The organism is Streptomyces flavovariabilis (assembly GCF_000725785.1).
In the GTDB taxonomy this organism is placed as follows: Bacteria; Actinomycetota; Actinomycetes; order Streptomycetales; family Streptomycetaceae; genus Streptomyces; species Streptomyces hawaiiensis.
Window position 1 is genome coordinate 21,274 of sequence record NZ_JNXD01000002.1, and the last position, 25,866, is coordinate 47,139.

At 70.4% G+C, this 25,866-nt stretch carries 26 protein-coding genes and 2 tRNA genes; 11 read left to right on the plus strand and 17 right to left on the minus strand.

The features are described from left to right. Nucleotides 1–107 precede the first annotated feature (107 nt). The 4 genes from rsrA to IO24_RS0105110 all read right to left on the minus strand — a co-directional run bounded on the left by rsrA (nucleotide 108) and on the right by IO24_RS0105110 (nucleotide 2,877). Nucleotides 108–419, minus strand: a complete 312-nt coding sequence (rsrA, locus tag IO24_RS0105095) for a mycothiol system anti-sigma-R factor (RefSeq protein ID WP_031132298.1) — start codon at nucleotides 417–419, stop codon at nucleotides 108–110. Beyond that, a complete protein-coding gene (gene sigR, locus IO24_RS0105100; RefSeq protein ID WP_031132299.1) occupies nucleotides 416–1,102 on the minus strand; it encodes an RNA polymerase sigma factor SigR in 687 nt (228 codons plus the stop codon). Before sigR ends, rsrA begins: the two co-directional genes overlap by 4 nt. 256 nt (nucleotides 1,103–1,358) lie before the next feature. Beyond that, nucleotides 1,359–2,015, minus strand: coding sequence for an alpha/beta hydrolase family protein (locus tag IO24_RS0105105; RefSeq protein ID WP_031132300.1), 657 nt, complete (start codon nucleotides 2,013–2,015; stop codon nucleotides 1,359–1,361). A 46-nt stretch (nucleotides 2,016–2,061) separates the two neighbouring features. Further along, complete coding sequence (locus IO24_RS0105110; RefSeq protein WP_078899552.1) at nucleotides 2,062–2,877, minus strand: SOS response-associated peptidase; 816 nt, start codon at nucleotides 2,875–2,877, stop codon at nucleotides 2,062–2,064. Between the two features lie 103 nt (nucleotides 2,878–2,980). On the opposite strand from IO24_RS0105110, the gene IO24_RS0105115 reads away from it, so the two are divergent. The 4 genes from IO24_RS0105115 (at nucleotide 2,981) to IO24_RS0105130 (ending at nucleotide 6,653) form a co-directional block, all read left to right on the plus strand. Beyond that, on the plus strand, nucleotides 2,981–3,703 hold the full coding sequence (locus IO24_RS0105115; RefSeq protein WP_031132303.1) for a M50 family metallopeptidase: 723 nt from the start codon (nucleotides 2,981–2,983) through the stop codon (nucleotides 3,701–3,703). A gap of 110 nt (nucleotides 3,704–3,813) precedes the next feature. Beyond that, on the plus strand, nucleotides 3,814–5,154 hold the full coding sequence (aroA, locus tag IO24_RS0105120; protein ID WP_031132305.1) for a 3-phosphoshikimate 1-carboxyvinyltransferase: 1,341 nt from the start codon (nucleotides 3,814–3,816) through the stop codon (nucleotides 5,152–5,154). A gap of 17 nt (nucleotides 5,155–5,171) precedes the next feature. Then, complete coding sequence (gene rsgA / locus IO24_RS0105125; protein ID WP_031132307.1) at nucleotides 5,172–6,182, plus strand: ribosome small subunit-dependent GTPase A; 1,011 nt, start codon at nucleotides 5,172–5,174, stop codon at nucleotides 6,180–6,182. 147 nt (nucleotides 6,183–6,329) lie between these two features. Further along, nucleotides 6,330–6,653 carry a DMT family transporter gene (locus IO24_RS0105130; protein WP_031132309.1) on the plus strand — a complete coding sequence of 108 codons (324 nt, stop codon included), beginning with the start codon at nucleotides 6,330–6,332 and terminating at the stop codon, nucleotides 6,651–6,653. Here IO24_RS0105130 and IO24_RS0105135 read toward each other — a convergent pair. The 4 genes from IO24_RS0105135 to IO24_RS0105150 form a co-directional block, all read right to left on the minus strand. Next, nucleotides 6,610–7,266 carry a TetR/AcrR family transcriptional regulator gene (locus IO24_RS0105135; RefSeq protein WP_045297189.1) on the minus strand — a complete coding sequence of 219 codons (657 nt, stop codon included), beginning with the start codon at nucleotides 7,264–7,266 and terminating at the stop codon, nucleotides 6,610–6,612. The genes IO24_RS0105130 and IO24_RS0105135 overlap by 44 nt on opposite strands. A 232-nt stretch (nucleotides 7,267–7,498) precedes the next feature. Further along, complete coding sequence (locus tag IO24_RS0105140) at nucleotides 7,499–8,290, minus strand: ABC transporter permease (protein WP_031132313.1); 792 nt, start codon at nucleotides 8,288–8,290, stop codon at nucleotides 7,499–7,501. Continuing rightward, the gene (locus tag IO24_RS0105145) at nucleotides 8,287–9,249 is read right to left on the minus strand and encodes a daunorubicin resistance protein DrrA family ABC transporter ATP-binding protein (RefSeq protein ID WP_031132315.1); all 963 of its coding nucleotides are present in this window, start codon (nucleotides 9,247–9,249) and stop codon (nucleotides 8,287–8,289) included. Before IO24_RS0105145 ends, IO24_RS0105140 begins: the two co-directional genes overlap by 4 nt. Nucleotides 9,250–9,281: 32 nt before the next feature. After that, nucleotides 9,282–9,953, minus strand: a complete 672-nt coding sequence (locus IO24_RS0105150) for a DUF4097 family beta strand repeat-containing protein (protein WP_031132317.1) — start codon at nucleotides 9,951–9,953, stop codon at nucleotides 9,282–9,284. A 222-nt stretch (nucleotides 9,954–10,175) separates the two neighbouring features. On the opposite strand from IO24_RS0105150, the gene IO24_RS0105155 reads away from it, so the two are divergent. The 3 genes from IO24_RS0105155 to IO24_RS0105165 all read left to right on the plus strand — a co-directional run bounded on the left by IO24_RS0105155 (nucleotide 10,176) and on the right by IO24_RS0105165 (nucleotide 12,279). Further along, nucleotides 10,176–10,922 (plus strand): GbsR/MarR family transcriptional regulator, encoded by a 747-nt coding sequence (locus IO24_RS0105155; protein ID WP_031132319.1) that lies wholly within the window; start codon nucleotides 10,176–10,178, stop codon nucleotides 10,920–10,922. A gap of 33 nt (nucleotides 10,923–10,955) precedes the next feature. Continuing rightward, nucleotides 10,956–11,756: a histidinol-phosphatase gene (gene hisN, locus IO24_RS0105160; RefSeq protein ID WP_031132321.1), complete on the plus strand. Its 801-nt coding sequence runs from the start codon at nucleotides 10,956–10,958 to the stop codon at nucleotides 11,754–11,756. Between the two features lie 130 nt (nucleotides 11,757–11,886). After that, complete coding sequence (locus IO24_RS0105165; RefSeq protein WP_031132323.1) at nucleotides 11,887–12,279, plus strand: CBS domain-containing protein; 393 nt, start codon at nucleotides 11,887–11,889, stop codon at nucleotides 12,277–12,279. A gap of 70 nt (nucleotides 12,280–12,349) precedes the next feature. Here IO24_RS0105165 and IO24_RS0105170 read toward each other — a convergent pair whose 3' ends face one another. Beyond that, the gene (locus IO24_RS0105170) at nucleotides 12,350–13,801 is read right to left on the minus strand and encodes a catalase (RefSeq protein WP_031132325.1); all 1,452 of its coding nucleotides are present in this window, start codon (nucleotides 13,799–13,801) and stop codon (nucleotides 12,350–12,352) included. Between the two features lie 145 nt (nucleotides 13,802–13,946). On the opposite strand from IO24_RS0105170, the gene IO24_RS0105175 reads away from it, so the two are divergent. Further along, the gene (locus IO24_RS0105175; RefSeq protein WP_031110441.1) at nucleotides 13,947–14,363 is read left to right on the plus strand and encodes a Fur family transcriptional regulator; all 417 of its coding nucleotides are present in this window, start codon (nucleotides 13,947–13,949) and stop codon (nucleotides 14,361–14,363) included. Between the two features lie 125 nt (nucleotides 14,364–14,488). Here the strand turns inward: IO24_RS0105175 and IO24_RS0105180 are convergent. From IO24_RS0105180 to IO24_RS0105195, 4 genes are all read right to left on the minus strand, one after another. Then, nucleotides 14,489–14,562: transfer RNA gene (locus IO24_RS0105180), tRNA-Met, on the minus strand. Then, on the minus strand, nucleotides 14,563–16,377 hold the full coding sequence (locus IO24_RS0105185) for a tetratricopeptide repeat protein (RefSeq protein WP_208861330.1): 1,815 nt from the start codon (nucleotides 16,375–16,377) through the stop codon (nucleotides 14,563–14,565). A 234-nt stretch (nucleotides 16,378–16,611) separates the two neighbouring features. After that, nucleotides 16,612–16,685 (minus strand) — tRNA-Met (locus tag IO24_RS0105190). 57 nt (nucleotides 16,686–16,742) lie between these two features. Beyond that, the gene (locus IO24_RS0105195; protein ID WP_045297119.1) at nucleotides 16,743–19,682 is read right to left on the minus strand and encodes a UPF0182 family membrane protein; all 2,940 of its coding nucleotides are present in this window, start codon (nucleotides 19,680–19,682) and stop codon (nucleotides 16,743–16,745) included. A 163-nt stretch (nucleotides 19,683–19,845) separates the two neighbouring features. Between IO24_RS0105195 and IO24_RS0105200 the strand changes: the two genes are divergently transcribed. After that, a complete protein-coding gene (locus tag IO24_RS0105200) occupies nucleotides 19,846–20,388 on the plus strand; it encodes a PPA1309 family protein (protein WP_031132331.1) in 543 nt (180 codons plus the stop codon). 47 nt (nucleotides 20,389–20,435) lie between these two features. On the opposite strand, the gene IO24_RS0105205 is transcribed toward IO24_RS0105200, so the two are convergent. From IO24_RS0105205 to IO24_RS0105220, 4 genes are all read right to left on the minus strand, one after another. Next, nucleotides 20,436–21,527, minus strand: a complete 1,092-nt coding sequence (locus IO24_RS0105205) for a YlbL family protein (RefSeq protein WP_031132333.1) — start codon at nucleotides 21,525–21,527, stop codon at nucleotides 20,436–20,438. Between the two features lie 101 nt (nucleotides 21,528–21,628). Beyond that, nucleotides 21,629–21,859 carry a hypothetical protein gene (locus tag IO24_RS45105; protein WP_157851236.1) on the minus strand — a complete coding sequence of 77 codons (231 nt, stop codon included), beginning with the start codon at nucleotides 21,857–21,859 and terminating at the stop codon, nucleotides 21,629–21,631. A gap of 104 nt (nucleotides 21,860–21,963) precedes the next feature. Next, nucleotides 21,964–22,422, minus strand: coding sequence for a molybdenum cofactor biosynthesis protein MoaE (locus IO24_RS0105215; protein WP_031132334.1), 459 nt, complete (start codon nucleotides 22,420–22,422; stop codon nucleotides 21,964–21,966). A gap of 93 nt (nucleotides 22,423–22,515) precedes the next feature. After that, nucleotides 22,516–23,637, minus strand: coding sequence for an SDR family oxidoreductase (locus IO24_RS0105220; RefSeq protein WP_031132335.1), 1,122 nt, complete (start codon nucleotides 23,635–23,637; stop codon nucleotides 22,516–22,518). 192 nt (nucleotides 23,638–23,829) lie between these two features. On the opposite strand from IO24_RS0105220, the gene IO24_RS0105225 reads away from it, so the two are divergent. Next, nucleotides 23,830–25,290, plus strand: a complete 1,461-nt coding sequence (locus IO24_RS0105225) for a zinc-dependent metalloprotease (protein WP_031132337.1) — start codon at nucleotides 23,830–23,832, stop codon at nucleotides 25,288–25,290. After that, on the plus strand, nucleotides 25,287–25,814 hold the full coding sequence (locus IO24_RS0105230; RefSeq protein WP_031132339.1) for an NUDIX hydrolase: 528 nt from the start codon (nucleotides 25,287–25,289) through the stop codon (nucleotides 25,812–25,814). The genes IO24_RS0105225 and IO24_RS0105230 overlap by 4 nt, the downstream gene beginning before the upstream one ends. The last annotated feature ends 52 nt before the right edge of the window (nucleotides 25,815–25,866 follow it).

Below are 25,866 nucleotides of genomic sequence, written 5' to 3' on the forward strand. Positions count from 1 at the left end.
CGGCAGGGGGGTCCGCGGGCCGAGAACCCTCGGATTAGCACGTTCGAGTGACGTGTTCGAGGGTGACTACCCGTTCGGAGAGGGGGTAGTTGAAAAGCGCAGGAGTGTCAGGACTCCTGGGACGTGGCCGGCGAGGCCGTGACGTCCTGCTCGGGGACGGCCTGGCCGGAGCGGATCAGCTCGATCCGCCCCATGACCTTGTCCCGCAGGTCGCCCGGCACGTCGTCATGCCCGCAGCAGCGCTTGACGAGCTTCTTCACGGCCTGCTCGAGCCCGTACTTCTCGAGGCAGGGCGAGCACTCCTCGAAGTGGTGCTCGAACTTCACGCAGTCCGAGTCCGGCATCTCACGGTCGAGGAACTCATAGAGATGATCGAGGATTTCGCTGCAATCCGTCTCGTGCGGCTCTCCGCAGCTCATGACCCCGAGCCTTTCGCTTCGTTCGACTCTCCGGCACCGGCCGGGACCATCCCGCGGTCACGGGCGTAGTCCTCCAGCATGCCGCGCAGCTGACGGCGGCCCCGGTGCAGCCGGGACATCACCGTACCGATGGGTGTCCCCATGATGTCGGCGATCTCCTTGTAGGCAAACCCTTCGACGTCCGCGAGATAGACGGCGATGCGGAACTCTTCGGGGATCGCCTGGAGCGCCTGCTTCACGTCCGAGTCGGGCAGGTGGTCGAGCGCCTGCGACTCCGCGGAGCGCAAGCCCGTCGACATGTGCGACTCGGCGCGGGCGAGCTGCCAGTCCTCGATCTCCTCGGCCGCGGAGCGCTGAGGTTCGCGCTGCTTCTTGCGGTACGAGTTGATGAAGGTGTTGGTGAGGATCCGGTACAGCCACGCCTTGAGGTTGGTGCCCTCGCGGAACTGGTGGAAGGACGCGTACGCCTTGGCATACGTCTCCTGCACCAGGTCTTCCGCGTCGGCCGGGTTGCGTGTCATGCGCAGCGCGGCCGAGTACATCTGGTCGAGGAACTCGAGCGCGTCCCGCTCGAAGCGCGCACTGCGCTCCGCGGCCGTCTCCGCGCCCGTGCCGCCATGGCCCTCGGGCTGCTCCGCCTGGCCGTTTTCGGTCCCTGCGTCGGTCCCAGTGACCGGACCCACCTCCTCGAGTGTTCTCGTGAGACCGAGACCGGTCTCACCCGAATCGGAGGATAGACGACGATCCGGTCCGCCCGCCGCCCGAATAGGGGCGGTCCTGGCCGCATGCAGCACCGTCCAGTCCAGGTCGGCACGGCTGCTGCGGCTCGGGCAGATGGTCGAACCCATGCGGCGGACTTCCTCTCCTACGGCGTCGGTGCTGGTCTCCAGCACGTACGTCCCGCACAACAGTGACCGCCGCCCCGGCATTCCCGAAGCTTTACCCGAGTGACCCGGTCCACTCCACGACCGCGTCCGTGATGACCGCCACTGCCTCGTCCTGCGAGATCTCCGCACGTTTCGGCACAGCGAAGCCGTGATCCCCGTACGGGACCTCCACAAGGTCGTACACCCCCCGGGGGAACTCCTCCGGCTTCCCGAACGGGTCGTTGCCGCCCTGCACGACCAGGGTGGGCACCCCGGCGCCCAGCAGTTCCTCGGCACGGGACTTCTCCGGCTTGCCCGGCGGGTGGAGCGGGAAGCTGAGCGCGAGCACGGCGTGGGCGCCCAGCTCGGTGGCGGTGCGGCAGGCGACCCGGGCGCCGGCACTGCGCCCGCCGGCGACGACCGGCAGTCCGGACTTCGCCAGCGCGGGCCAGATGCCGCGCCAGCCGATGTCCAGGGTCTTGGGGGCGGGCGCCAGCTTCTTCCCGGCGACCCGCCAGGGCTGTTCCACCCGGGCCACGGTCACGCCGTGCGCGGGCAGGACCTCGGCCAGGGCTTCGAGGTCACGGGCTTCGATACCGCCGCCGGCACCATGGCCGACGGCGAGGACCAGCCGGGCCTTCCTGGCCCGGTGCCAGGTGACACGGGCGGTTCCGGCGTCGGTCTCGACGGTCTCTGCGGTCACACCGGCCACTTTCGTCACGTTCGTCATCTTCATTACGTTCGTAACGTTTGTCACGCTCGTCACGTCCGTCACGTCAGAAGAGTGTGTCCTCTTCGGGTCCTTCCAGCTCCTTCAGCAGCTCCGGCCCGTTGTTGCGGACGTTGCTGACGGCCGTGGCGACCGGGTAGGCCCGCATCAGTCCGGCGGGCGGCGGGGCCAGCAGCTCGCGCAGGTCGCCGGCGTCCGTACGGGACGGATCCAGCCAGGCGTCCCAGCGGTCGGGCGTCAGCATCAGGGGCATCCGGGGGTGGATCTCGGCCAGCGCCCGCGGCCCGTCGGCCGGGGACACCGCGAGCGGGCTCTGCTCGGCCTCCGTGGTGATGACCGAGCACGTCACCCACCAGGCCTGCGGGTGGTCGTCCGGCAGCGTCTTGTCCCGCCAGAACTCGTACAGCCCGGCCATGGCGAAGACCGACCCGTCCGCCGGCGTCACGAAGTACGGCTGCTTGCGGGGCCGCTTCTTCTTGCCCTCGACCTCCAGCTCGCGCTCCTGGGCACCGGTGACCCACTCGTAGTAGCCGTCGGCGGGCAGGATGCAGCGCCGGGAGGTGAAGGCACGGCGGTAGGACGGCTTCTCGTGGACGGTCTCCGCGCGGGCGTTGATCATCCGGGCGCCGCCCTCGGGCGTCTTCGACCAGGAGGGCACGAGTCCCCACTTCAGCGTGCGCAGCTGCCGAACCGGCCGCGGGTCCTCCGCGTCTTTCAGGGGGCGGTCCAGGACGGCGTAGACCTCTTTGGTGGGCGCCACGTTGTAGTCGGGCGCGAGGGTCTCCTCGGGCTCCCACTTCTCGACCTCAAAGATTCCTGCGAGATCCTCTGGCCTACGACTAGCTGAATACCGTCCGCACATACGTGCCACACTGCCAGGCCCACCCGTCTCCCGACCACCACCCCTCAACGAGGCGCTTCGCGCCGCCCCTTCTGAACGCGACCACAGGGAGCCATCGCCGCACATGGACAGCACCGCAACCGCCTCGCTCGCCTCCCTCTGGGACGAGGTGTCCGGCACGCAGCCCGATCCCGACCTGTGGGTGGTGATCGCGACGGTGGGCGCCGCGCTCGCCGTGGTGATCCCGCACGGCCTGTGGCGCATCTCCCGCAACGCCATCACCATCGCCCACGAGGGCGGCCACGGGCTCGTGGCCCTGCTGACCGGCCGCACCCTCACGGGCATACGGCTGCACTCGGACACCAGCGGCCTGACCGTAAGCCGCGGCAAGCCGCACGGCATCGGCATGATCCTCACCGCGGCCGCGGGCTACACCGCCCCGCCCCTGCTGGGCCTGGGCGGTGCCGCCCTGCTCGGCTCCGGTCGCATCACGCTCCTGCTGTGGCTGGCGACGGTTCTGCTGCTCGCCATGCTCGTGATGATCCGCAACGCCTACGGCGCCCTGACCATGCTCGTCACCGGCGGCCTGTTCGTGCTGGTGTCCTGGCTGGCCGGCCCCCAGGTGCAGGCGGCGTTCGCGTACGCGGTGGTGTGGTTCCTGCTGATCGGCGGAGTCCGCCCGGCCTTCGAACTCCAGGCCAAGCGGGCACGGGGCGGGGCCGGCGACTCGGACGCGGACCAGCTGTCGCGGCTGACGCACGCACCGGCGGGGCTGTGGTTCTTCCTGTTCCACGCGGTGTCGCTGTGCTCGCTCATCGGTGGAGGACGGTGGCTGCTGGAGATGTGACAGCCGGCCTGAGGGGCGAGGAGCCGCCGCCGTGTGCGGCTCCGCCCCGCGGGCGCGACCGGCCCCACGGCGCCGCACTCGGACGACGGCCTGCTTATAAAGTGGGGGCCATGGCCCCGAACACCGCAGACACCGCCCTCTGGCCCGCCCCGCACGCGAGCGGAGCCGTCGACGCGACGGTCCACGTGCCCGGGTCCAAGTCGGTCACCAACCGTGCCCTGGTCCTCGCCTCCCTCGCCTCCGAGCCCGGCTGGCTGCGCCGCCCCCTGCGCTCCCGCGACACCCTGCTGATGGCCGGCGCGCTGCGCGCGATGGGCATCGAGATCGAGGAGACGGTGTCGTCCAGCTCCTCCGTCGCGGGCGGCCCCGACGGCACCGGCGAGGCCTGGCGCGTGCTGCCCACGGGCCTGCGCGGCCCGGCCACGGTCGACGTGGGCAACGCCGGCACGGTGATGCGGTTCCTGCCGCCGGTCGCCGCGCTCGCCGACGGCCCCGTCAGCTTCGACGGCGACCCCCGTTCCTACGAGCGTCCGCTGAACGGGGTCATCGACGCGCTGCGGCAGCTGGGCGCCCGCATCGACGACGACGGCCGCGGCGCGCTGCCGATGACCGTGCACGGCAGCGGTGCCCTGGACGGCGGCACGGTCTCCGTCGACGCCTCCTCCTCGTCGCAGTTCGTGAGCGCCCTGCTGCTGTCCGGCCCGCGCTTCAACCAGGGCGTCGAGGTCCGCCACACCGGCGCCACGCTGCCCTCCATGCCGCACATCCGCATGACCGTCGACATGCTGCGCGCGGTCGGCGCCCAGGTGGACACGCCCGAGTCGGGCGGCGAGCCGAACGTCTGGCGGGTCTCGCCGGGTGCCCTGCTCGGCCGGGACCTGGTCATCGAGCCGGACCTGTCGAACGCCCAGCCGTTCCTGGCGGCGGCACTGGTGACCGGCGGCAAGGTCGTCGTCCCGGACTGGCCCCTGCGCACCACGCAGCCCGGTGACCGGCTGCGCGAGATCTTCACCGAGATGGGCGGCTCGTGTGAACTGACCGAGTACGGGCTGGTGTTCACCGGCTCCGGGTCGGTGCACGGCATCGACGTCGACCTCGGCGAGGTCGGCGAGCTGACGCCGGGCATCGCGGCGGTCGCGGCCCTCGCGGACTCCCCGTCGACCCTGCGCGGCGTGGCCCACCTGCGACTGCACGAGACGGACCGGCTGGCCGCGCTGACCAAGGAGATCAACGAGCTCGGCGGTGACGTCACGGAGACCGCCGACGGTCTGCACATCCGCCCGCGCCGGCTGCACGGCGGGATCTTCCACACGTACGACGACCACCGCATGGCCACGGCCGGCGCGATCATCGGACTGGCGGTGGAGGGCGTGCAGATCGAGAACGTGGCGACGACGGCCAAGACCCTGCCCGACTTCCCCGATCTGTGGACCGGGATGCTCGGGGCGTAGGACGCAGGGATCACGTCATGCGCCGCTACGGCAAGCACACCGACGAGGACGACATCCGCACCCGTCCCGGCCGCCGGAACACCCGGCCCCGGACGAACATCCGCCCCAAGCACGAGGACGCCGCCGAAGGCCTCGTCCTCACCGTCGACCGGGGCCGCCTCACCTGCCTCGTCGAGGACCGCGTGGTGATGGCGATGAAGGCCCGAGAGCTGGGACGCAAGGCCGCCGTGGTCGGCGACCGTGTGGCCCTCGTGGGCGACATGTCAGGCAAGAAGGACACACTCGCCCGGATCGTCCGCATCGAGGAGCGCACGTCGGTGCTGCGCCGTACGGCGGACGACGACGATCCGTTCGAGCGCGTGATCGTCGCCAACGCCGACCAGTTGGCCATCGTCACCGCCCTGGCCGACCCGGAGCCCCGCCCCCGTCTGATCGACCGCTGCTTGGTCGCGGCCTATGCCGGCGGCCTGGATCCGCTGCTGGTGCTGACCAAGTCGGACCTCGCCCCGCCCGACAAGCTGCTGGAGTTGTACGGCCACCTCGACACCCCCTACGTCGTCACCAGCCGCGAGGAACTGCAGAACGGCACCGCCCTCGCCCGGGTGCGCGAGCAGCTCGACGGCAAGATCACCGCGTTCGTCGGCCACTCCGGAGTCGGCAAGACGACCCTGGTCAACTCACTGGTGCCGGAGGAGCGGCGGCGTACGACCGGGCATGTGAACGCGGTGACGGGCCGCGGCCGCCACACCACCACCTCCGCGCTGGCGCTGCCGCTGTCGGGCAGCGACGGCTGGGTGATCGACACCCCGGGCCTGCGGTCCTTCGGCCTGCACCACGTCGACCCGTCCCGGGTCATCCACGCCTTTCCCGACCTGGAGCCGGGCACCGAGGGCTGCCCGCGCGCGTGCAGCCACGACGAGCCCGAGTGCGCGCTGGACGCGTGGGTGGCCGAGGGGCACGCGGATCCGGCGCGGCTGTACTCGCTGCGGCGGCTGCTGGCCACGCGCGAGCGCAAGGAAGGCGACTGACCTCCGCGTTGTTTGTCCTGGCGTGCGGGCGGTAAGTGCATAATCGCACCCAAGCCGGATGCGGGCCCGGCCCAGGCCTGACGAGCACGATCAACGCGAAGCAGCTGACGAAGCGGTCACTGGACGTGGGATACGGGAGGACGACTCATGGCGTGGCTGCTGGTCATCGTGGCCGGGTTGCTCGAGACCGGCTTCGCGGTGTGTCTGAAGCTGTCGCACGGCTTCACCCGGCTCTGGCCGACGGTCGCGTTCTGCGTCTTCGCCCTCGGCAGCTTCGGACTGCTGACCCTGGCGCTGAGACGACTCGACGTGGGTCCCGCGTACGCGGTGTGGACGGGCATCGGTGCCGCGGGGACGGCGATCTACGGCATGGTGTTCCTGGGTGACCTGGTGTCGGTGCTGAAGCTCGTGTCGATCAGTCTCGTCATCATCGGCGTGATCGGGCTGCAGTTGTCGGGGTCGGCGCACTGACGTCCTGCCAGCCGGCCTGCCGGTGAAGGGCGCTGCGGACCAGGTCGGCGACGCCGCCCTCGCCGGGTGGTGCGGCCACACAGGACAGGGCGAGCCGGACGGCGAGTTCGCAGGAGCGGGCCAGGTCGGCGGTGTCGGACTTGGGCGTGCCGGCGCCGGCCAGGAGGGTGACGGCCCGGTCGCGGACGAGGGCGACGAAGTCTCCGGGTGAGGGCAGCGGCCCGTCGGCGCGGCGCTGGGCCGGTACGGCGGAGGTGGACGGCACGGGTGTCAGGGCCGGGGCGGGCAGCCGCTCACTCCAGCAGCCGGTGAGCATGGCGCGGACGAGGATGTTGTCCCGGGCCGCGGAGGTGGTCCACTCGGCGGTGGCGGTGAGCCGGTCGCGGGGATCGCTGTACCCGGCGAGAGCGCGGTCCACCCCGGCGAGGTATCCGTCGGCCTCTCGCCTCACGAGCGCCCGGGCGAGACCGTCCTTGCTGCCGAACTCGTTGTACAGCGTCTGCCGGGAGACTCCGGCTGCCGCGGCCACGTCCACCATCCGTACGGCGGACCACGGCCGGCGCACCAACGCCGTGTAGGCGGCGTCCAGTAGAGATTCCCGCGCTGCAGGCATCTTCGCCTCCCCTTGGGGCGAGCGGCTCTGCGCCCAGGTTTGACGCGCGTGGAACCACTGTCAAGGGTTCGCGAGTGCGTGTGGGGGCGCGTTTCGGCCTTGTCGCGCGGTGCGTTGGCCTACGTGCCGGGGCCGCGCCCGTGCATACGAACGGGCGGCGCACTCCGGCGGGATGCCGGTGTACGCCGCCCTGGGCGGGACGTTCGCGGAGTGGCCCGCCTGGTCACGGCGGCTACCTCGGGTCGTCGTTGAACTTCGAGGTCGACCAGAAGTAGCCGAGCACCGCGAGGCCCAGGCACCAGGCGAGAGCGAGCCATCCGTTGTGGCCGATCTGGGTGCCGAGCAGCAGGCCGCGCAGGGTTTCGATGGCCGGGGTGAACGGCTGGTACTCGGCGATCGGCTGGAACCAGCCCGGCATCGAGTCGAGCGGGACGAAGGTGCTGGACAGCAGGGGCAGCAGGATCAGGGGCATCGCGTTGTTGCCGGCGGCCTCGGCGTTCGGGCTGACCAGGCCCATGCCGACCGCGATCCAGGTGAGCGCGGTGGCGAAGAGCACAAGCAGTCCGAAGGCCGCGAGCCACTCCAGGACGGTGGCGTCGGTGGAGCGGAAGCCGATGGCCACGCCGACGGCGCCGACGAGCACCACACTGATGACCGCCTGTAGCACGCTGCCGATGACGTGCCCGATGAGCACCGACCCGCGGTGGATCGCCATGGTGCGGAAGCGGGCGATGATGCCCTCGGTCATGTCGTTGGAGACGGAGACCGCGGTGCCGATGGTGGTGCTGCCGATGGTCATCAGCAGCAGGCCCGGCACGACGAAGGCGATGTAGGCGGAGCGGTCCGGACCGCCGCCCCCGATGCCCGCGCTCATGGTGTCGCCGAAGATGTAGACGAACAGCAGCAACAGCATGATCGGGGTGAGCAGCAGGTTGAGGGTGAGGGAGGGGTAGCGCCGGGCGTGCAGCAGGTTGCGGCGCAGCATGGTGGAGGAGTCGCGCAGGGCGAGGGTGAGGGTGCTCATCGGGCGGTCTCCTTGGACTGGTGGGGGAGGTCGGCGGGGCCGGTCAGGGCGAAGAAGACGTCGTCGAGGTCGGGGGTGTGGACGGTCAGTTCGTCCGCTTCGATGCCGGCGGTGTCGAGGCGGTCGAGGATGGCGCGCAGCTGGCGCTGGCTGCCGTCGCTGGGGAGTTGCAGGGCGAGGGTTTCGTCGTGCCGGGTGACGTCGTGCAGGGTGGCTGCGGCGTTGTGGTAGGCGGCGGGGTCGGTGAAGCGGAGCCGGACGTGTCCGCCGGGGATGAGCCGCTTGAGTTCGTCGGCGCTGCCTTCGGCGGCGATGGTGCCGTCGTGGAGGACGGCGATGCGGTCGGCGAGTTCGTCGGCTTCTTCCAGGTACTGGGTGGTGAGGAAGACGGTGACGCCGCCGGTGACGAGCTGGCGGATGATCTGCCACATGTTGTGGCGGGCGCGGGGGTCGAGGCCGGTGGTGGGCTCGTCGAGGAAGATGATTCTGGGGTCGCCGACCAGAGTCATGGCGATGTCGAGGCGGCGCTTCATGCCGCCGGAGTAGGTGGAGGCGGGCTTCTGGGCGGCGTCGGTGAGGTCGAAGCGTTCCAGCAGTTCGGCGGCGACGCGGCGTCCTTCCCGTCGGGGCAGGTGGTGCAGGTCCGCCATGAGGAGCATGTTCTCCTCGCCGGTGATCAGGCCGTCGACGGCGGAGAACTGACCGGTGACGCCGATCGCGGCGCGTACGGCCTGCGGGTCGGCGGCGAGGTCGTGCCCGCCGACGCGGATCTCGCCGCCGGCGGGGTCCGGGGAGATGAGCGTGGAGAGGATCTTGACGGCGGTGGTCTTGCCGGCGCCGTTCGGGCCGAGCAGGGAGAAGACCGTTCCTTCCGGGACGGCCAGGTCGACACCGTCGAGGACGGTCTTGTCGCCGTAGGACTTCCGCAGCCCGTTCGCCGCGATGGCCAGGTCGGTCATGAGGGGTGCTCCTTCGGAGAGGCTGCGGGCTGCTACAGGCTGCGGGCGGTGATGTCGCCGTGGGCGGTGGTCGCGTGGATGGTCAGGCCGGCGGCGGCGCCGGCGGTGTTGTTGAGGGTGTTGTGGATCCGGCCGTAGCCGGTGCCGGCGTCCAGGGCGGCGGAGACGCCGTGGGCGGCGCCGACCGCGATGTCGCCCTGCTCGGTGCGCAGCGCGAGGGCGCCGCGTACGGCCTCGGCGATACGGAGGTCTCCCTTCTGGGTGCTGATCTCCGCGGGGCCGCCCAGGCGGCCGACCGAGATGTCGCCGGCGAGCAGGGTGAGGCGTGCGCCGGCGGTCTCGTCGAGCTTGACCGAGCCCTGCGCTGCGTCGAATGCGACGTCGCCGAGCCGTCCGACGCCGCGGAGTTCGGCGGCTGCCGCCTTCGCCTCGACGCGGGAGCCGGCGGGCAGTTGGACGGTCACCTCGACGGACCCGGAGTGGCCGAGGATCCGGTTCTTCGCCGCCGGGGCCTGGATGCGCAGGACGCCGTCGGCGTAGGCGACGTCGATCTGCTCCGCGGCCTTCACGTCACGGCTCTTGGAGGCGTCCGCGGGCAGGACCTCGACGGTGGTGTCGGCCCGGTCGGCGGCGATGAACCGGATGCGTCCGGCGGGGATGTCGAGGACGGCCGAGACGGGGGCGGGGCTGTCGAACTTCTGCATCGTGCTCTCCTTCGATTCGCTGTTTCCGATGAAGGAAAAGCTACGTTGCATTCACCCATCCGGCAACGAGTTCGTTGCGCGCAACAGTCATAGATGCAGGTCAAAGCCGATAAATCATTGCAACGACTATGACGGCTAATGCAACAAACCCCTTCGGCTCGTTGCAATGGAATGAAGGTGAACGCTAAGGTGCGGACATCACACACCGCGAAGGAGGCCGCGATGCCGGGAGGCAGGCTCACTCAGCAGGAACGCCAGCAGATCGCGCTGGGGCTGGCCGACGGCCTCGCCTACGCGGAGATCGCCCGGCGCCTCGACCGCCCGACCTCGACGATCACCCGCGAGGTCATGCGCAACGGCGGCCCGACGGCCTACCGCGCCGACCTCGCCCACCGCGCCACGGAACACCGCACCCGCCGCCGGCAGGCCGCGCCCCGGGGCCCGAAGTCGCCCCCGCAGACCGGGGGACGGGACGCCGAGGCCGTACGCGAGTACGAGGAGACCTTCACCACTGTGCTCATGGGATCCGGCATGCCCAAGATGATGTCCCGGGTGATGGCCTGCCTCTGCATGACCGACTCGGGCAGCCTCACCGCGGCCGAACTCGCCCAGCACCTCCAGGTCAGCCCGGCGTCCGTCTCCAAGGCGATCACGTTCCTCGACGGCCAGGGCTTCGTCCGCCGGGAGGCGGACGAAGGCCGCCGCGAGCGCTACGTCGTCGACGAAGACGTCTGGTACCAGTCGATGATGGCCAGCGCGCGGGCCATCGCCCAGGTCGTGGGGACCGCACGGCAGGGCGTCGGTGTCCTCGGCCCGGGCACCCCGGCCGCCGTCCGCCTCGAGAACGTCGCCCGCTTCCTCGACTTCGTCTCCGAGAGCACCGCCCGCGCCGCGGAGCAGGCACGCGACATCCTGCACACCAAGCCCGAGACCATTCCCGACTCCCCCACCCTCGCAAACCCCCTGTAGCCCCACCCCCACCTCGGCAGATAGGTTCGTTGCATGCCCGACTACCTCGACGACCTGCGTCTCGCCCACGTCCTCGCCGACGCCGCCGACGCCGCGACGACGGACCGGTTCAAGGCCCTCGACCTCAAGGTCGAGACCAAACCGGACATGACCCCGGTGAGCGAGGCGGACAAGGCCGCAGAGGAACTCATCCGCGGCCACCTCCAGCGCGCCCGCCCCCGGGACGCGATCCTCGGCGAGGAGTACGGCGTCGAGGGCACCGGCCCGCGCCGCTGGGTGATCGACCCGATCGACGGCACCAAGAACTACGTACGGGGCGTGCCCGTCTGGGCCACGCTCATCTCGCTGATGGAGGCCGGCGAGGAGGGCTTCCAGCCCGTCGTCGGCGTCGTCTCCGCCCCCGCCCTCGGCCGCCGCTGGTGGGCCGCGAAGGGCCATGGCGCGTTCTCCGGCCGCAGCCTCACCAAGGCCTCCCGGCTGCAGGTCTCCCGCGTCTCCAAGCTCTCCGACGCCTCCTTCGCGTACTCCTCGCTCAGCGGCTGGGAGGAGCAGGGCCGCCTGGACGGCTTCCTGGACCTGACCCGCGAGGTGTGGCGCACGCGCGCGTACGGCGACTTCTGGCCGTACATGATGGTCGCGGAGGGCGCCGTCGACATGTGCGCCGAGCCGGAGCTGTCACTGTGGGACATGGCCGCCACCGCCATCGTCGTCACCGAGGCCGGCGGCACCTTCACCGGTCTCGACGCCCGCCCCGGCCCCCACAGCGGCAACGCGGCCGCGTCGAACGGCCTGCTGCACGACGAGCTGCTCGGATATCTGAACCAGCGCTACTGAGCCCCCCGTTGTTACCGAGCGCCCCCTTGTTGACCCTCCCTTTGCCTGCCACTCTGAGAGTCCCCCCAACTTGTGAACTTGTGAAACGCTGAACAAACGGCGGGGACACTCTCAGGAGGTGGCTCCATCCATGCTCGTCCGTGACGCCATGAGCACTGTCGTCCTCACCATCGGCCCCACCCACACCCTGCGCCAGGCCGCGGCACTGATGTCCGCGCGCAAGGTGGGGGCGGCCGTGGTCCACGACCCGGACGCCGGCGGCATCGGCATCCTCACCGAACGCGACATCCTCAACTCCGTGGGCCTGGGCCAGGACCCGGACACGGAACGCGCCCACGCCCACACCACCACCGACGTCGTGTTCGCCGCCCCGGCCTGGACCCTGGTGGAGGCGGCGGGCGCCATGGCACACGGCGGCTTCCGGCACCTCATCGTGCTGGACGGCGGCGAACCCACCGGCATCGTCTCGGTCCGCGACATCATCCGCTGCTGGGCCCCGGCACGGCAGCAGGTTCCGGCGTGATCACGCGGACGGGCCGGGCCCCTGAGGGGGCCCGGCCCGTCCGCTACCGCAAGCGGTCCAGCGCTGGAGTTCAGCCGCGCAGGGCCTGGACCGCGACCTCCAGCCGCTTGCCGTAGTCTCCGTCGGCCCGACGGAAGTTGTCGATCGCCCGCTCGACGATGTCGTCGCGCGAGACCTTGGAGATGAAGCCCGCCAGGTTGGCGATCAGGCGCTCCTTCTCGTCCTCCGACATGAGCCGGTAGAGGTTGCCCGCCTGGACGAAGTCGTCATCCTCAGCGTGGACCGGAGCCGGGTGGCCGCCCGTCGCGCCGCTCACGGCCGTGGCTGACCACAGCGGACGGTCCGTCTGGAAGGGGCCGCCGAAGCTGTTCGGCTCGTAGTTCTTCGCGCCACCGTGACGGCCGTCGTAGAGGTACCCGTCACGGGAGTTGGTGCGCGCCACCGTGGCGTGCGGGCGGTTCACCGGCAGGTGGTCGGCGTTGATGCCGACGCGGTAACGGTGGGCGTCGCCGTAGGCGAAGAGGCGGCCCTGGAGCATCTTGTCCGGGGAGGGCCCGATGCCCGGCACGAAGTGGGCGGGGCTGAAGATCGACTGCTCGACCTCGGCGAAGACGTTCTCCGGGTTGCGGTTGAGCTCCAGCTTGCCGATCTCGACGACCGGGTAGTCCGCGTGCGGCCAGACCTTGGTCAGGTCGAACGGGTTGAAGCGGTACGTCGCCGCCTCGGCCACCGGCATGATCTGCACGCCGACGGTCCAGGTCGGGTACTCGCCGCGCTCGATGGCCTGACGCAGGTCGCGCTGGTGGGAGTCGGGGTCCTCACCGGCGAGCCGGGCGGCCGCCTCGGCGGTCAGGTTCTTGATGCCCTGGTCCGTCTTGAAGTGGTACTTCACCCAGAAGGCCTCGCCGGCGGCGTTGCTCCACTGGAAGGTGTGCGAGCCGAAGCCGTCCATGTGGCGGTACGAGGCGGGGATGCCGCGGTCGCCGAACAGCCAGGTCACCTGGTGCGTGGACTCGGGCGACAGGCTCCAGAAGTCCCAGACATTGTCCGCTTCCGTCGAGCCGGTGTACGGGTCGCGCTTCTGGGTGTGGATGAAGTCGGGGAACTTGATGGCGTCCTTGATGAAGAACACCGGGGTGTTGTTGCCGACGAGGTCGTAGTTGCCCTCCTCGGTGTAGAACTTCAGCGCGAAGCCACGCGGGTCGCGGACGGCGTCCGCCGCGCCCAGGTTGCCGGCCACCGTCGAGAAGCGCAGGAAGACCTCGGTCTGCTTGCCGATCCCGGAGAGGAACGCGGCGCGCGTGTACGGGGTGACGTCGGCGGTCACCGTGAAGGTTCCGTACGCACCCGCACCGCGGGCGTGCACGACGCGCTCCGGTATGCGCTCACGGTTGAAGTGAGCCAGCTTCTCCAGCAAGAGCTGGTCCTGGACGAGCACCGGGCCGCCGATACCCGCGGCCTCGCTGTTCTGGTTGTCGGCGACCGGGGTCCCGGCCTCCGTCGTAAGCGGTCCCTGCGTCACGTGCGCCTCCTGCACCATTCCTGACCAGTCCTGCCCACCGGCCAAAGCCGTTCTCGATCCTACAATAGACAATGTCTAAAGCAAGTGAGACTCTAAAGTCACACCTGTTCGGGACCTGGTCCCCTTTGCTGTTAGGCTGGTGGCCATGAGTGACCTTCTGGAACGCCTGCGCGGACGCGGATGGCGGATGACCGCGCAGCGGCGCGTCGTGGCCGAGGTCCTCGACGGCGAACACGTCCATCTGACGGCCGACGAGGTCCATGCCCGGGCCGTCGCCAAGCTGCCCGAGATCTCCCGGGCAACCGTCTACAACACGCTGGGTGAGCTCGTGACCCTCGGCGAGGTGCTGGAGGTCTCGACCGACCAGCGCGCCAAGCGGTACGACCCGAACGCCCACCAGCCGCATCACCACCTGGTCTGCGCCCAGTGCGGCGCGATCCGGGACGTCCACCCGGTCGGCAACCCGCTGGCGGACCTTCCCGACACCGAGCGCTTCGGCTTCACGGTCTCGGACGTCGAGGTGACGTACCGCGGCGTCTGCCCGAACTGCGCGGCCGCCTAGCCCGCACACACGCGACACACGAGAGCCCCGGCACCGATGGGTGCCGGGGCTCTCTGCTGCTGCCCGCATGACGCCGCACGCACCGAGGGCCGGAACCCTTTCGGATTCCGGCCCTCGGCCTTCAGTAGCGGGGACAGGATTTGAACCTGCGACCTCTGGGTTATGAGCCCAGCGAGCTACCGAGCTGCTCCACCCCGCGTCACAGCTCCTGCCGCAGCGCGTCCCTCAACCGCTCCGCCCTCTCGGCGACCGACGCCGGCCCCAGCGACACGGCCCGATCGGCCCACCGCTGTCCCTCCGCCAGCTCACCCCGACGCGCGTAGACCAGGGCCAGCCGCAACGCCGCCCGCCCGTGCCCGGCAGCGGCGGCCCGCTTCCACCACACCGCCGCCTCGGGATCACTGCCCTCCCGGGCCAGCAGCAGCCCGAGATTGAACGCGCCGTTGCGGGAGCCGGCCTCGGCCGCCTCCCGGTACCACCGGGCCGCCTCGACGACATCGCCCCGGGCCGCCGCCAGCATGCCCACCCGTACCTGCGCCCGCCGGTGCCCCTGGGACGCCGCCCGCTCGTACCACTCCTCGCACTCGCTCCGCCGGTGCACCGGCTCCCCGAGCTCGTGTGCGGGCTCCGGCGGCCGCCGCGCGTCGAGCACGGTCGCCAGCCGGTACGCGGCCTCGGCGCTGCCGCCCCCGGCCGCACACCGCAGATGCCGCTCGGCCTCCTGCTCGTCGCCGTCCTGCAGCCTCGCCATGCCGACCTGGAGCGCCGCCTCGGTGTGCCCGGCGGCGGCGGCCCGCTCGTACCAGCGCAGCGCGGCCTGCTCCTCGCCCCGCCCGGCGTGCAGGATGCCGAGGTTGAAGGCGGCGTCGACGCTCCCGGCCTCCGCGGCCTTGGAGAACCACGGCTGCGCGCCCGTCTCGTCGCCGCCCCGCAGCAGCAGGATCGCCAGCGCGTTCGCGGCCTCCCGGTGCCCGGCGTAGGCCGCGCGCCGGTACCACTGCTCGGCCTGCGGGGTGCGTCCCTGCTCGGCGCAGAGCAGGCCGAGGTTGTACGCGCCGTTCACGTCACCCGCGTCCATCGCGGCCCGGTACCACCGCTCGGCGGTCTGGGTCTCGCCCCGCTCGGCGTGCAGCGCGCCAAGCGCGTTCGCCGCGTTGCCGTCGCCGTCCTGGGCGGCCCGCAGCCACCACACGGCGGCGTTCTCGGTGTCGCCCGCGTCGCGCAGCAGGAAGCCGAGCGCGCAGGCGGCCCGCGCCTCGCCGTCCTTGGCGGACGTCAGGTACCAGCGTCCGGCCTCCTTGAGCTCTCCGCGCCTCTCCAGGATCGTCCCGAGGTGCAGGGCGGCCCGCCGGTGGCCGCGCGCGGCGGCCTGCCGGTACCACTGCTCGGCCTCCTCGACCTGGACACCGTTGTCACCGTCGGCTTCCCGCGCCGCCTTCCGGTCCAGCGCCCGCGCAAGCCGGTACGCCGCCTCCCGGTGCCCGCGCTCGGCCGCCACCCGCATCCACTGCTCGGCCCCGGCGTCACCGCGGTGCTCCAGCAGGTCGGCGAGCGCGTACGCGCCCAGCGTGTGGCCCTGCTCGGCGGACTGCCGCAGCCAGTACTCGGCGGCGGGTTCGTCGCCGCGCTCGCGGTGGTGCCTGCCGAGGGCGTGCGCGGCCGCCGTGGATCCGGCGACGGCGGCGATCCGCCACCATCCGGCGGCCTCGTCGGCGTACCCCCGCTGGTGGAGGAGGACTCCCAGGTTGTTGGCGGCCGCCCGGTCGCCCGCGGCGGTGGCGGCACGCAGATGAGGCTCGGCACCGTCGAGGTCACCACGGCGCAGCAGCATGGCCCCGAGGACACTCATCGCCTCGACGTCGCCTGCCTCGGCGGCGAGCCGCTGACGCAGCTCCTCGGCCGCCTCGTCGGCGATCTCCCCGGTCTCGTCCGGGGTCTCGGTGTCCTCCCGGCTGGAAGGCTGCACAAAACGCCCTGTCTCGAACAGAGTTGCCTTGTCCCCCATAACGTCCATCGTCGCACCACCTGCAACCTGGGTACACCTCGTATACCGCAGCCAGTGAGGTCACTTCAGCGTTTTGTCGACATGCCCACAGAGAGACAAGTCAAACACAGATTGCCCAACTCCCCCAGGCGGCGCGGCCGCAGCACGGGCCAGCACATGCGTTCACACATCACGAAGGCCCGGATTCCTGTGTGGAATCCGGGCCTTCGGTGTCACTCCGTCACTCGGACATCGCGACTTCAGTAGCGGGGACAGGATTTGAACCTGCGACCTCTGGGTTATGAGCCCAGCGAGCTACCGAGCTGCTCCACCCCGCGCCGTTGTGTTCACAACCGTATCACGGCGCGGGGTGGGCATTTGACCAGGCCAGGGGCCTAGCTGCTCGGCTTCGGGCTCGGACTGCCGCTCGGGCTGTCGCCGGGCTTGCTCTCGCCGCCCCCGGAACCGCCCGCCCGGCTCGCCTCGGACTGTGCGTCCTCGGCCCGCCGCAGCGCGTCCTCGAGGTCCTTCTGCGCCTTCCCGTACGCCTCCCAGTCGTTCTTCTTCAGGGCCTCCTGGCCCGCGTCGAACGCCTTCTGGGCGTCCTGCAGGGCCTGCTGGACCGTCGGGTTGTCGGACGTCGGCGGAGGTGTCGTCGTATCGCCCTCGTCCGGTGGCTCGGTGGCCGGGCCGTCCGCTCCGAAGATCTTGTTGAGGGCCTCGTCGAGGGTGTTCTCGAAGGCGGTCTGGCCTCCGTAGGTGACCAGCACCTTGCGCAGCAGCGGGTACTTCAGTCCGCCACCGCGTACGTAGACCGGCTCGACGTACAGCAGCCCTCCGTCGAGCGGCACCGTCAGCAGGTTGCCGTACTCGACCTCGGAGTCGCCGCCTCTCAGGAGCCTGATGGACTCGGCGATGTCCTCTTGCGAGTTGAACTGGCTCTGGACCTGCTTGGGTCCGTTGACCGTGGTGTTCGTCGGCAGTTTCAGGATTCTGATCTTGCCGTAGTCACTGGTGCCCGCCTCGGCGTCGACCGCCATGAACGCACTGAGGTTGTCCCGGCCGTTGGGTGTGAAGGTCGTCGTCAGCGAGAACGCCTGCGCCTTCTGGTCGGGCATCCTCATGCTCAGGTAGTACGGCGGCACCGCGCTGCCCGACCGGTTCGTCGGGTCGTCCGGCACCTGCCACACCTCGCTGCCGCTGAGGAACGTCGTGGCGTCCTTCACGTGGTAGCGGGTGAGCAGCTCCCGCTGGACCTTGAACAGGTCCTGGGGGTAACGCATATGGTCCATCAGCGACTTGGAGATGTCGCTCTTGGGCTCCACCGTGTTCGGGAAGGCCTTCATCCAGGTCTTCAGGACCGGGTCCTGGGTGTCCCACTGGAAGAGCTTGACCTTGCCGGTGTAGGCGTCGACGGTGGCCTTCACCGAGTTGCGGATGTAGTTGACCTGGTTCTGCTGGGCCACCACCGCGCGGTTGTCGTTGGTGGCGGTCAGCGAGTCGGCCGTGGTGTCACCGAGGGTCGTACGCGAGGAGTACGGGTAGCCGTTCGTCGTCGTGTACGCGTCGACGATCCACTGGATCCGGCCGTCCACGACCGCCGGGTAGGCGTCGCCGTCGATGGTCAGCCACGGGGCGACCGCCTCGACGCGCTCCTTGGGCGTGCGGTTGTACAGGATCCGCGAACCGTCGCCGATGGCACCGGAGTACAGGATCTGCGGCTCGCCGAACGCCACCGCGTACGCGGCCCGGTTGACCGGGTTGGAAAGGTTGACCCCGCTGTCGCCCTTGTAGCTGGTGGTCTTCTCTCCGTTGTCGTCGGAGTAGTCGATCTCCTTCTGGGGACCGCCGACGATCGAGTACGTGTCGGTCTTCTCGCCGTAGTAGATCCGCTGCTCGTACGTGCCGAGGTCACCCTCGGAGGGCAGGTCGGACTCCGTGAAGTTCGGCCGGCCCTGGGCGTCGGCGCTGGTGCCCTCGGCAGCGACCACTCCGAATCCGTGGGTGTAACGGAAGTGGTTGTTGATCCAGTTCTTCTTCGGGATGCCCGCGAGGTTCAGCTCACGCAGGCCGATGACCGTGTCCTGGTCCTTGCCGTCCTTGGCGTAGCGGTCGACGTCCAGGTTGTTCGGGAACGCGTAGTAGTTCCTGATCTGCTGGAGCTGCTGGAACGTCGGCGAGACGACGTTCGGGTCCATGATCCGGATGCTCGCCGTGGAGTCGACGTCGTCGCGGAGCTTGGTCTTGTCCTCGGTCGTGCTGGTGCCCGTGTAGTCGGTGACCTTGGTGCCGTCGATGCCGTAGGCCTTGCGCGTCGCCTCGAGGTTCTTCTCGACGTACGGCGCTTCCTTGGCCTGCTCGTTCGGCTGGACCTGGAACTTCTGCACGATCGCCGGGTAGAGACCGCCGATGAGGATCGCGGAGAGCACCATCAGGCCGAAGCCGATCACGGGCAGCTGCCAGGTGCGCCGCCAGATGGTGGCGAAGAACAGCAGCGCGCAGATGACGGCGATGCAGAACAGGATCGTCTTCGCCGGCAGATAGGCGTTGGCGTCGACGTACCTCAGGCCCGTCCAGTTGTCGGTCGCCCGGAAGTCGCTGGACTTCACCGCGAGTCCGTACCGGTCGAGCCAGTACGCGACCGCCTTCAGGGCCACGAAGATGCCGATGAGCACCGACAGGTGCCCGGTGGCCGCGGCCGTGGCGCGGGCGCCGGGACTGGTGACCCGCAGCCCGCCGTACAGGTAGTGCGTGAGCGCGGCGGCGATCACGGACAGGATCGCGGCGGCGAAGCCGAAGCCGAGCAGGAACCGGTACCAGGGCAGGTCGAAGGCGTAGAAGGAGACGTCCAGCTTGAACTGCGGGTCCTTCTGCCCGAAGGGCACGCCGTTGACCCACATCAGCCACGTCCGCCACTGACCGGAGGCGGAGGCGCCGGCGATCAGGCCCACCAGGGCGGTGATCCCGAACAGCAGCCACTTCTTGTAGGGCGCGATGCCCATCCGGTAGCGGTCGAGGTTCTGCTGCTCCATCGACATGGCACTCAGCGGCGGCCGCAGCCGGTGCGCCAGCCAGATGTTGAAGCCGACGGCCAGGGCCATGAGCAGGCCGAAGACGAAGAAAAGCCCGATCTTGGTCCACAGGGTGGTGGTGAAGACCGAGGAGTAGTCCACCGACCGGTACCAGAGCCAGTCCGTCCAAAAGCCCGCGAACATGGTGAACGCCATGCCGAGAACGGCCAGGACGCCCAGCGTCATGAGCAGGGTCCGGACACGCCGGGACGGGCGGCCCACTCTGATCCGCGGCCCCGAAGGGCCTCCGCCGCGGTCCGGCATCTGGAAAGCCAAGGTGCGCACCTCGAAGTTCGCTGTTGATTCGTCAGGCCCGCGTCTTCACGGACCGTCTGTGGCCCCCGTGATCGTGGGCCCCCACCTATGCAACTTACTCACCGTTTACTCGGTTCCCGATTCCGGCCGGGAACGAGGCAGGATTGTGACCATGTCCAACACTCCCATGGCTGCCAACCCGCTCACCCGGGCCGTTCTCGAGATCGACGAGTACGTCTCCGGCCTCGGCTGGGACCAGTCAGCCCGCCTTTTCGCCCTCGTCGACACCGCACGGCTGCGGGCCGAACAGCCCTCGCTCGCGGACCGGCTCGGTCTGGGGGACGAGTCGGAGACCTCCGGCCTCACCCCGATCGAGCAGGACGAAGTTCCAACGGGCAAGCCGCTCGACGAGTTCCTGGCCACCATCGCCTGGCCCGACGCCGTGGTCGGCTGCGCCCTCGCCGTGGAGCGCCTGATGCTGCCGCCGTCCGCGGAGGCCCAGGTTCCGCAAGGTCTGAGCGAGGCCGCGCTCACGAAGTGGGTGGCGGAACACCCGGACCGCCAGGAGGTCCGCATGACGGTCGGGGTCCTGCGCGACGGCACGCGTGAGTCGGCTCTGCGGCTGCGCGAGAAAGACTCCCCCACCGAGGTCCTGACCGGCTCCGACCTGGTCCCGGGGCTGGCGGAGGCGCTGGCTGCGACGTTCGAGGAGTAGCCCCGGAGGACCGCGGGGGCCCGGCTTTCCGGGCCCTTGTCCCCGGGCTACTTACCGCACTTCGGCAGATCCGCGGTGTCGCCGCTGCGGATGTCCTCGAGAGCGCCGAGGGCGTCCTTGATGGTGCCCACCTTGATGAGGGTGAGGCCGTCGGGGGTGTCCTTGACGGCGGCCGCGCAGTTGTCGGCGGGCGTCAAGAAGTACTGGGCGCCCTTGGCCCGCGCGCCGACGGTCTTCATCTCGATACCGCCGATCGGCCCGACCTTGCCGGCGTCGTCGATCGTGCCGGTGCCCGCCACGAACTTGCCGCCGGTCAGGCTGCCCGGGGTGAGCTTGTCGTAGATGCCGAGAGCGAACATCAGCCCGGCGCTCGGCCCGCCGACGTCGGCGAGCTTGATGTCGATGGTGAACGGGAACGTGTGGTCGGTCCCCGCGGAGATCCCCACGATGGCGCGCTTCTCACCGGTGTCGTCGGACATCGTGGTGGTCATGCTGATGTCCTGCGTCCTGGTCGGCGTCCGCTTCTCCTTCTCCGCGGCGGCCTGCTCCTTGGCCGGCACGATCGTGAAGCGGACGTCCTGGCCCGGCTTGTGCTTGGTGACGAGCTTCGCGACGTCGGCCGGTTCCTTCACCGCCGTACCGTCGACGGCCTTGATCACGTCCCCCGCGTGCAGCTTGCCCTCGGCCGGGGAGTCCTTGACGACCGTCGAGACGATCACCCAGGACTTCACCGGGACGTCCAGCTGCTTCAGGGCGGCGACCTTGGCGCTCTCCTGGGACTGGCTGAACTCCTCGGCGTTCTCCTGGGTGGACTGCTCCTCGGTCTTGCCGTCCGGGTAGAGCGTCTCGTGCGACACGACCTTGTTGTCGTGGGCGAGCCAGCCGTACACCGCTTCGACCAGGTTCATCCGGTAGTCGGCGCTCGTGACCCGGACCGTGGTCATGTTCAGGTGGCCATCGGTCGCGTAGGTCTTCTTCCCCGTGATCTGCAGCACCGGCTCACCGTCATGATCGCCCAGCGTGTTCACCGTCGGCCCCGGGGACATCTCCGCATAGGGCACGGGGATGAACACTCCCGCGCACAGGAGCGCGATCAGCATCAGGGTGGAGGCGAGCATCGTCGCGGTGCGGCGTGGCATGACTCGACACTACGGGACGGTCCTGTCAGCGCACCGTCAGGGCCGCCCGTCCGAGGCGGCCCTGCACTGTGCCAAGCCTGTGACCTGCTGGTCTTCGACCGTCAGGCACCCGGCCGGGGCTTCTCCATGGCCTCGCGGAAGCGGGCGTAGCCGATGAGTTCCGGTCCGTCGTTGCGGACCTTGCGGTTCCGGCTGGCCCAACTGCCCCAGAGCCCCGCGCCGATGGCAGCCGCAAGCGGAATCAGCAACCAGGCGAGCGCCGCCATGCCGACCTCCAACCCTTTGAGCATCCGCAACTGACTGATCAGCAGATTAACGATCCGCAGTGACAACGCTCACGGCAGGGGTGCGGTTACGCAACCGGAAGGCGGCTTCCCGGATCAACAGGCGCCGACCCGCCCTCCCGTCGCCCGGTCACCACCCGTCAAGGACGGCGCTACGCGCCGACCCATTCCTCGGTGCCGTCGGAGAACTTCTGGTGCTTCCAGATGGGCACTTCGTGCTTCAGGTCGTCGATCAGCTTCCGGCAGGCCTCGAAGGCCTCTCCACGATGCGGGCAGGAGACGGCGACGACCACGGCCAGGTCCCCGACCCGGAGGTCCCCGACGCGGTGCACGGCCGCCAGGGCCCGCACCGGGAACTCGGCTGCGACCTTCTCGGCGATCCGCCGCATCTCGGTCTCGGCGCTGGGGTGGCACGAATACCCCAGCTCCTCGACGTCAGCCCCCCCGTCGTGGTTCCGCACGGTTCCCACGAAGAGCGCGGTGCCCCCGGCCGCGTCGTCCCCGACGGCCCGGAACACCTCGTCCAGGGAGAGGGCCGAGTCCCGGATCCCGATCAGCTTGACCGGATCCTGCGCGGCCTGCTCACCGGGGTGATCGTTCGTGGTTTCCATGCCTCCATCGTGCCGCACACCACCGACAGCACGGAATAGAGCTATCGACCGGCACGCGCGCGTACGCGTTCGGAGTCTCCTACAAGGCGTCCCTCAGATCCGCCGCCGGGCCTTCCGTGCCCGCCGCACCACCGCCGCCGCACCGAGCAGTGCCACCGTCGCGCCGGCGGCACCCGCGGCCGTCGCGTCCTTGCGGCCCAGCCGGCGCCCGGCGACCGTGTGCCGGCCGGAGACCTCCTCCAGGAGTTCCGCCAGCACCTCCTCGTTGGTGTACTGCGGCCGCCATCCGGCGTCGTGCAGCCGGCTGCCGCTCACCACCCAGGGGTACATCGTGTACGCCAGGTCGCCGGCCGGGGACGGCGTGAGCCCGATCCGGTGCAGCCGCGCCGCCGCGCCCAGCGCGACCGCCGACGGCAGCTCCATCCGGCGGATGCCGCTGAGCTCCTCGACCTCCTCCTGCTCCAGCCAGCCGTCGCACCCGACAGTCAGTTCCCCGTCGACCTTCTCCAGGACGGCGTACTCCAGCGCGTTGCACAGGTCCTCGACGTGGCAGAACTGCCACGCGGGCCGCGACCCGGCGACGACGAGAAGCCGGGGAGATTCGAAGTACCTGGTCAGCGCGGTGTCCGTGCCACCCACCAGCACTGCCGGCCGTACCACGGTGACATTGAGCCCCGGGTGCGCCCGGGGCGCGCGCCGCGCCAGCCGTTCGATCTCCAGCAGGTCGCCGACGCCGGTCGCCTCGGCCGTGGCGCGCAGCTCGGCGTCCTCGGACAGCGGCAGCTCGTTGTCGGGCAGCGCCCCGTAGACCATTGCCGAGGTGCAGAGCACGACCCGGTGCACTCCGGCCGCCGCGGCCGCCGTCAGGACGGTCTGCGTCCCCCGTACGTTGTAGGCCGTTCGGGCGGCGGCGTCCGTCTCGAGATCGAGATCCAGCGCCAGGTGCACCACCACGTCGGCACCGCGCAGCTTGTCCGCGATGGCCGGATCCCGTACGTCCAGAATGTGCCACTGTGCCGCCGCGCACTCGCCGCGCCGCTCGTCGATGGCCACGACCTGCTTGACCTCGTCGGATGCGGCGAGCTGCTCGGTGAGCAGGGCTCCTACGCCGTACGCGGCGCCGGTGACCGCGACGACGGGCCCGCGCGGCGCGGGACTCGCGGAACTGGTTGACTGGTTTCGCGCTGCGCGAACCTGCGGATCTGGGGAACTCACCGGGCGTCTCCAGCGGTTGTCTTCAGTACGAGCGCGTCCGACGCGTGCGTACCAGGTGGCATCCATCCTGCCGCAGGCCGTCAGTCGGCGAAGCACCGAGGCCCGATCCGCCCCAGGTGTCTACGCTGGGTGGTGATGTCGGGCAGCCGTGCCGCCGGAAAGAACCGGCGGCCCTACCAGCCGAGGAATCCCGTGAGTGACACCCCATTCGGATTCGGCCTTCCGCCGGAGGAGCCGGACGACGGCGACGAGGGCAAGAAGAAGGACCAGCAGAGCGGTGGTGGTCAGGGACCGGCCAACCCGTTCGGTTTCGGCGGCCTGCCCGGAGCCGGAGGCTTCGGCGGAGGCCCTGGCGGCCCCGGCGGCCCCGGTGCGGACAATCCGTTCGCAGCCATGTTCGGGTCGCTGAACCCCACCGACCTGGGCGCCGCGTTCCAGCAACTCGGCCAGATGCTCTCCTACGAGGGCGGCCCGGTGAACTGGGACATGGCCAAGCAGATCGCCCGCCAGACGGTCTCCCAGGGCAGCCCTGACGGCACCAAGGACGCCAGCGTCGGCCCCGCCGACCGCAAGGGCGTCGAGGAAGCCGTCCGCCTCGCCGACCTGTGGCTCGACGATGCCACCTCCCTGCCCTCCGGCGCCGCCTCCGCGGTGGCCTGGAGCCGCGCGGAGTGGGTCGAGGCCACCCTGCCCGCCTGGAAGGAGCTCGTCGACCCGGTCGCCGAGCGCGTCGGCACCGCCATGGGCGACGTCCTGCCGGAGGAGATGCAGGCCATGGCCGGCCCGCTGATCGGCATGATGCGCTCCATGGGCGGCGCCATGTTCGGCACGCAGATCGGCCAGGCCGTCGGCGTGCTCGCCGGCGAGGTCGTCGGCTCGTCCGACATCGGCCTGCCGCTCGGTCCGGCCGGCAAGGCCGCGCTGCTGCCGGTGAACATCGAGACGTTCGGCAAGGACCTGAGCGTCCCCCAGGAGGAGGTGCGGCTGTATCTCGCCCTGCGCGAGGCCGCCCACCAGCGTCTCTTCGCGCACGTGCCATGGCTGCGCTCGCATCTGTTCGGTGCGGTCGACGGCTATGCGCGCGGGATCAAGGTCGACACGGCCAAGCTGGAGGACGTGGTCGGCCAGTTCGACCCGCAGAACCCGGAGCAGCTGCAGGAGGCGCTCCAGCAGGGCATGTTCCAGCCGGAGGACACGCCCGAGCAGAAGGCCGCTCTGGCCCGTCTGGAGACGGCTCTGGCGCTCGTGGAGGGCTGGGTGGACGCGGTGGTCCACGCCGCCGCGAAACCCCGCCTGGCGTCCGCCGACGCCCTGCGCGAGACGCTGCGCCGCCGCCGCGCCTCGGGCGGTCCGGCCGAGCAGACGTTCGCCACGCTGATCGGGCTGGAGCTGCGCCCGCGCCGCCTGCGGGACGCCTCCCGTCTGTGGGCCTCGCTCACGGACGCGCGCGGTGTCGACGGCCGGGACGCCGTGTGGCACCACCCGGACATGCTGCCGACGGCGACCGACCTGGACGACCCGGACGGCTTCGTGCACCGCGAGCAGATCGACTTCTCCGAGCTGGACAAGATGCTCGGCGAGGCGGCGGACAAGCCCGACCTGAAGAAGAAGGACGAGGGCGAGGACGAGAACAAGGGCGACGACGCCGGGTGAGCCTGTACGACGACGCGGTCCTCGTGCTGAAGGGGTACGAGGACCAGACGGACCTCCGCCAGGCCTATCTCGACCATCTGGCGGAGCACCCGGACGGCTTGTGGAAGGCCTGCCACGCGGGGCACATCACGGCGAGCGCGCTGGTGATCGACCCCGAGGGCGGCCGGGTGCTGCTCACCCTGCACAAGAAGCTGCGGATGTGGCTGCAGATGGGCGGCCACTGCGAGCCGGGCGACGCCTCACTGGCGGATGCGGCCCTGCGTGAGGCGGCGGAGGAGTCCGGCGTGCCGGGTCTCTCCCTGCTGCCCGGCGGCCCGGTGCGCCTGGACCGGCATCCGATCCCGCCGCCGTGCCACTGCCACTTCGACGTCCAGTACGCGGTCGTGGCACCGCCGGACGCCGTGCACGCGATCAGCGACGAGTCACTCGACGTGCGCTGGTTCGGGTACGACGAGGTTCCGGAGGTGGCGGACGAGTCGGTCGTCCGGCTGCTGCGGGCGACGCGGGCGAGACTCGGGGCCTGACGGCGTAGGTAAGGGGCGGCTGCTTCGGCAGCCGCCCCTTACCTCCGGTCCT

What these genes read in the sequence shown, in the direction of transcription:
- IO24_RS0105115 (WP_031132303.1), top strand. Translation starts at nt 2,981, where the DNA reads ATGGACAGCACCGCAACCGCCTCGCTCGCCTCCCTCTGGGACGAGGTG.
- aroA (WP_031132305.1), top strand. Translation starts at nt 3,814, where the DNA reads ATGGCCCCGAACACCGCAGACACCGCCCTCTGGCCCGCCCCGCACGCG.
- IO24_RS0105130 (WP_031132309.1), top strand. Translation starts at nt 6,330, where the DNA reads ATGGCGTGGCTGCTGGTCATCGTGGCCGGGTTGCTCGAGACCGGCTTC.
- IO24_RS0105185 (WP_208861330.1), bottom strand. Translation starts at nt 16,377, where the DNA reads ATGGACGTTATGGGGGACAAGGCAACTCTGTTCGAGACAGGGCGTTTT.
- IO24_RS0105145 (WP_031132315.1), bottom strand. Translation starts at nt 9,249, where the DNA reads ATGACCGACCTGGCCATCGCGGCGAACGGGCTGCGGAAGTCCTACGGC.
- rsrA (WP_031132298.1), bottom strand. Translation starts at nt 419, where the DNA reads ATGAGCTGCGGAGAGCCGCACGAGACGGATTGCAGCGAAATCCTCGAT.
- IO24_RS0105140 (WP_031132313.1), bottom strand. Translation starts at nt 8,290, where the DNA reads ATGAGCACCCTCACCCTCGCCCTGCGCGACTCCTCCACCATGCTGCGC.
- IO24_RS0105215 (WP_031132334.1), bottom strand. Translation starts at nt 22,422, where the DNA reads ATGGAAACCACGAACGATCACCCCGGTGAGCAGGCCGCGCAGGATCCG.
- IO24_RS0105105 (WP_031132300.1), bottom strand. Translation starts at nt 2,015, where the DNA reads ATGACGAACGTGACGAAAGTGGCCGGTGTGACCGCAGAGACCGTCGAG.
- IO24_RS0105135 (WP_045297189.1), bottom strand. Translation starts at nt 7,266, where the DNA reads ATGCCTGCAGCGCGGGAATCTCTACTGGACGCCGCCTACACGGCGTTG.
- IO24_RS0105150 (WP_031132317.1), bottom strand. Translation starts at nt 9,953, where the DNA reads ATGCAGAAGTTCGACAGCCCCGCCCCCGTCTCGGCCGTCCTCGACATC.
- IO24_RS0105205 (WP_031132333.1), bottom strand. Translation starts at nt 21,527, where the DNA reads ATGCCACGCCGCACCGCGACGATGCTCGCCTCCACCCTGATGCTGATC.
- IO24_RS0105175 (WP_031110441.1), top strand. Translation starts at nt 13,947, where the DNA reads ATGAGTGACCTTCTGGAACGCCTGCGCGGACGCGGATGGCGGATGACC.
- IO24_RS0105110 (WP_078899552.1), bottom strand. Translation starts at nt 2,877, where the DNA reads ATGTGCGGACGGTATTCAGCTAGTCGTAGGCCAGAGGATCTCGCAGGA.
- IO24_RS0105155 (WP_031132319.1), top strand. Translation starts at nt 10,176, where the DNA reads ATGCCGGGAGGCAGGCTCACTCAGCAGGAACGCCAGCAGATCGCGCTG.
- rsgA (WP_031132307.1), top strand. Translation starts at nt 5,172, where the DNA reads ATGCGCCGCTACGGCAAGCACACCGACGAGGACGACATCCGCACCCGT.
- hisN (WP_031132321.1), top strand. Translation starts at nt 10,956, where the DNA reads ATGCCCGACTACCTCGACGACCTGCGTCTCGCCCACGTCCTCGCCGAC.
- IO24_RS0105195 (WP_045297119.1), bottom strand. Translation starts at nt 19,682, where the DNA reads ATGCCGGACCGCGGCGGAGGCCCTTCGGGGCCGCGGATCAGAGTGGGC.
- IO24_RS0105165 (WP_031132323.1), top strand. Translation starts at nt 11,887, where the DNA reads ATGCTCGTCCGTGACGCCATGAGCACTGTCGTCCTCACCATCGGCCCC.
- IO24_RS0105200 (WP_031132331.1), top strand. Translation starts at nt 19,846, where the DNA reads ATGTCCAACACTCCCATGGCTGCCAACCCGCTCACCCGGGCCGTTCTC.